This window comes from Klebsiella sp. EMBS2024, assembly GCF_036233805.1.
GTDB classification, from domain to species: domain Bacteria; phylum Pseudomonadota; class Gammaproteobacteria; order Enterobacterales; family Enterobacteriaceae; genus Klebsiella; species Klebsiella pneumoniae.
The window spans coordinates 2,395,958-2,400,410 of record NZ_JAZARW010000001.1 but is presented as its reverse complement, the minus strand read 5'-3'; the positions used below and the strand labels follow the sequence as shown (position 1 = coordinate 2,400,410).

5 protein-coding genes are annotated in these 4,453 nt (G+C 52.8%); 2 read left to right on the top strand and 3 right to left on the bottom strand.

Translation table 11 applies throughout. The features are described 5' to 3' along the window. Positions 1–20 precede the first annotated feature (20 nt). Positions 21–848, top strand: a complete 828-nt coding sequence (locus VZP09_RS11085) for an ion transporter (RefSeq protein WP_002910080.1) — start codon at positions 21–23, stop codon at positions 846–848. A 62-nt stretch (positions 849–910) separates the two neighbouring features. Here VZP09_RS11085 and VZP09_RS11080 read toward each other — a convergent pair whose 3' ends face one another. Further along, the gene (locus VZP09_RS11080) at positions 911–1,240 is read right to left on the bottom strand and encodes an HI1450 family dsDNA-mimic protein (RefSeq protein WP_002910079.1); all 330 of its coding nucleotides are present in this window, start codon (positions 1,238–1,240) and stop codon (positions 911–913) included. 34 nt (positions 1,241–1,274) lie between these two features. After that, a complete protein-coding gene (gene cls / locus VZP09_RS11075) occupies positions 1,275–2,735 on the bottom strand; it encodes a cardiolipin synthase (protein WP_002910077.1) in 1,461 nt (486 codons plus the stop codon). Between the two features lie 143 nt (positions 2,736–2,878). Between cls and VZP09_RS11070 the strand changes: the two genes are divergently transcribed. After that, the gene (locus VZP09_RS11070; protein ID WP_004194006.1) at positions 2,879–3,052 is read left to right on the top strand and encodes a YciY family protein; all 174 of its coding nucleotides are present in this window, start codon (positions 2,879–2,881) and stop codon (positions 3,050–3,052) included. A gap of 485 nt (positions 3,053–3,537) precedes the next feature. Here the strand turns inward: VZP09_RS11070 and VZP09_RS11065 are convergent, their stop codons facing one another. Continuing rightward, a complete protein-coding gene (locus tag VZP09_RS11065) occupies positions 3,538–4,185 on the bottom strand; it encodes a YceI family protein (RefSeq protein ID WP_072196945.1) in 648 nt (215 codons plus the stop codon). Positions 4,186–4,453 lie beyond the last annotated feature (268 nt).

Genomic DNA, 4,453 nt, shown 5'->3' with positions numbered 1-4,453 from the left:
GCGAGGTTAACGAAGTGGGTATGCTTTCTGCCGCTCGTCTGCGGCTTTATCATTTACTTTTCGATCAGAACCGACGTTCCGGCCGCCGCTTTGAAGGGCTGTGCGGACTTTTCGCCCTGCTCAGCGTACTGGTGATATTTATCGAGTCGGGACTGGGCACGCAATATCACCTGACATTAGATGAATGGCATATTTTCGTCTGGCTGGAGCTGCTGGTGACCGCGGTCTTTACCCTGGAATACCTGCTGCGTATCGCTACCTGGCCCAATCCGCTCCACTATATTTTCAGCTTTTGGGGGCTGATTGACCTGGCGACGATTTTACCGCTGTATGTGATGTGGCTATGGCCGGAAATTAGCCTCAATTATGTATTCGCCTGGCGGGCAATGCGGGCGATCCGCGCGCTGCGTATTCTCAAACTACTGCGCTTTATGCCTTCGCTCAACGTGTTCTGGCGAGCGATTGTCAGCGCGCGCCATCAGCTGATCCTGTTTTATTCGTTTATCGCCATTGTGATGGTGATTTTCGGCTCGTTAATGTATCTGATTGAGGGGCCGGAATACGGCTTTACCACGCTTAACGCCTCGGTCTATTGGGCCATCGTGACCATCACCACCGTCGGCTACGGAGACATCACGCCGCACACGCCGTTGGGTCGCATCCTGGCCTCCATTCTTATCCTGATCGGCTACTCCATTATTGCCATACCGACCGGACTTATCACCACGCATATGACCAGCGCCCTGAATCGTCGACGACAGCAGCGCCTGTGTCCGCAGTGTCAGCAGGGCGACCATGACGATAACGCCCGTTTCTGCCATGCCTGCGGTCATGCCTTGCCGAAGTAAGCTGGCGACATAAAAAAGCCTGCCGGGAGAACCGCGGCAGGCTTTTTACTGGATGTTAAAGGTTATTCACGCCACAGAATATGGCACAGCTTATGATCTTTCTCGCGGCACAGCAGAACGCGGGCGAAGATATCATTGATTTCCCCGCCGTCGGTATCCGCCAGACCAATCACCACTTCGGCGAAGAAATCCGGGTTGAGATCGTAATCCACATGCTCTTCCCAGTCTGCCGAAGGGTCGAACAGTTCGGCGCCGCCGCGCTCCTCAAACTGCAGGTTAAACAGAATGATGTCCGCCGGGTCGAGATTGTCGGCCGCCAGTTCGAGGAAGATATCGTAAGCCTGCTCGAGCGTTTCGTCTTCGGTCAGGCGGTTGTTTAAATCCATATCCATGATTGCTACTCATTCGGTATCTGATGGGCACGTTTTACAGCAACGGGCTGAAGAAGTAAAACAGTCGCTCGGCGATCCGCTGCCACAGCGGACGTTTTAACCAGAGACGGGCATCCAGCAGGCGCGAGCGCGAGATATAATCATCCTGAACCGCCGCCAGATCGCTGCCGAAACCGGCGTCATCGATGACCAGGGTAATCTCGAAGTTGAGCCACAGGCTGCGCATATCCAGGTTGACGGTCCCCACCAGACTTAGCTCGCCATCGACCAGCACGCTCTTGGTATGCAACAGTCCGCCCTCAAACTGATAGATTTTGACCCCGGCCGCCAGCAGCTCGGTGAAGAAGGCCCGGCTGGCCCAGCCTACCAGCAGCGAATCGTTCTTGCGCGGTAAAATAATGCTCACGTCAACGCCGCGCTGGGCGGCGGTACAGATCGCATGCAGCAGGTCGTCGCTGGGTACGAAGTAGGGGGTGGTCATGATCAGATGCTCTTTCGCCGCATAGGCGGCGGTGAGGAGAGCCTGATGAATCAGATCTTCCGGAAAGCCCGGTCCGGAGGCGATCGTGTGAATAGTATGTCCGCTGGCCTCTTCGAACGGCATGATATTGACGTCCGGCGGCGGCGGCAGAATGCGCTTGCCGGTCTCTATTTCCCAGTCGCAGGAGTAGACGATGCCCATCGAGGTCGCCACCGGGCCTTCCATTCGCGCCATTAGATCAATCCACTGTCCGACTCCTGAGTCCTGTTTAAAGTAGCGCGGATCGACCATATTCATGCTGCCGGTGTAGGCGATATAGTTATCGATCATCACCATTTTACGATGCTGACGCAGGTCCATCCGGCGCAGGAATACGCGCATCAGGTTAACCTTAAGAGCTTCGACGACTTCAATACCGGCGTTACGCATCATCGCCGCCCATGGGCTGCGGAAAAAGGCCACGCTGCCCGCGGAGTCGAGCATTAGCCGACAGTGAACCCCGCGGCGAGCGGCGGCCATCAGCGATTCAGCGACGCTGTCGGCCATGCCGCCGGGCTGCCAGATATAAAAGACCATCTCTATGTTGTGACGGGCCAGCTGAATATCGCGGATCAGGGCCTGCATCACGTCGTCAGATTCCGTCAGCAGCTGTAGCTGGTTGCCTTTTACGCCGCCAATGCCCTGACGCCGTTCGCACAGCTTGAACAGGGATTCGGCCACCGGGCTGTTATCTTCCGCGAAGATATGTTTGCAGGCTTTGAGGTCGTTTAGCCACTTGGCCGTCGAGGGCCACATCGCCCTGGCGCGCTCGGCCCGACGCTTGCCGAGATGCAGCTCGCCAAAGGAGAGATAGGCGATGATCCCCACCAGCGGCAGGATATAAATGATCAGCAACCATGCCATGGCGGACGGGACAGCGCGGCGTTTCATTAGAATTCGTAATGTTACACCGGCGATCAACAGCCAGTACCCCAGAATGACCAGCCAGTTCACCACCGTGTAAAAGGTTGTCATAGATGTAAAATCCTTTTGAATGACGATATGTGATGAGTTTACGCATCAGTATTTTTCTGGCAAATAAAAACGCAGCGAAAGCGGTAGTCAGTTGCTGGCAGAGGTTTATAATGGGGGCTGTTTTCACTCGTAGAGTCGTTGCAATGAAGCGTAGTAGAACGGAAGTAGGGCGCTGGCGCATGCTGAGACAGGTGAATCGCCGTAAAGCGCGCTGGCTGGAAGCCCAATCGCGCCGCAATATGCGGATCCTCGCTATCAGGAAGGGACTGGTGAAACGGCAGCGTCATGCCCTGCTGTTTATCTTCCCTGACAGCTAAGCGAGCAGGCAAACGGCACCGTACGCGGTGCCGTTGTCGTTTTCTCTCTGCGCTAAATTCCCGTTGCACATCGCCATAGGGCAATGATGGTTTTTCTTGCTGCGATGCGACGACAAAACAGAGCTCCCGCCTCAGTGAAAAAGAGATGCTACGCCTGGCTTGTAATGACGGACGACAAGATCCAGAGCCAAGTCGTTTGCGGCGCGACAGGAATTAACCGTCAGATAGCATTTATTGCCGCTCAGGAAGGGCATGGCGTTGTTAAATGCTTAATGATATGACCGGCCAGCTGCGGTAACCAGGCGGGAACTGAGGGAATGAGAAAACAGACTCAGACAGGCAAGGGGGTTATTAAGCGGTCCAGCGCGTTGAAGCTCAATGAACCGACCGATCCTGACCATGAATAATCTGAGCCTGTTATATTATCCAGAGAGGCCATGCAATAAGCATCCTGAATAAAACGCAATCGTTGCGCCAGCTTTTACTTATTTTGCATAGGCTTCCGTGGATAACGTGATGGTGACGTTATCACTTACCGCCGGCACATATTTATCAAGCTTAAAGTCTGAACGTTTTATCACCCCGGTGGCATCAAATCCAATGGCCTCTTTTTTCACCATTGGGTGCATATCCTGCTTATTCAGGACGGCATGCAGGACCACCGGTTTGGTGATGCCTTTAATGGTCAAATTACCTTCCACATCATATTTATTGTCGCCTTTGCTTTCCACTTTGGTACTCTGGAAAGTGGCGTTGGGAAACGTTTTAACATCAAAATACTCTTTGCCTAAAAACTCATCCGTTAACGCCTTGACGTGAGCGTCAATGGTTTTCACTGGCAGCGTGACGTTCACCGAGGATTTCTCCGGATTCTCTTTATCAAAGGCCAGTTTCCCTGAAACATCAGAGATATAGGCGGTAGGGTTTGAGAAGCCGAAATGGTTCCAGGAGATCACAACCGAGGTATGCTGTGGATCAAGACTGTATTCCTTAGCCGCGGCTTGCGACACAGGAATATATAAGGCAAGTACAGAAAGCAATGCGGTTTTTTTCAGGGTATTCACACAATAATCCTCAAAATCGGCAGGTACATAAATGTTAGCCCAAAAAAATACAGGGCTTATTGAAAACATTTGTTATTCCCTTTCAAATTTTTTAATCAAGCAGTGATGCCCCTACTATCACTCTGCGTGAAGTTTACGCAACGAAATTAATAGGCTTTAAAAATGATGCTCAGCAACTTAACGCTGGCAGCGTAGTTAATATCCCTTTATGCCTGCCAGGTAAACCTTTGTCTGCAGGGGTGTTATTTCCACGTGCTTTCAAGCGGCTACGGTCCTGAATATAGCAAGAGGGGCTACGTTCGGTTCCGCGGCATCCGCAGTGGATGCCCAATAATAT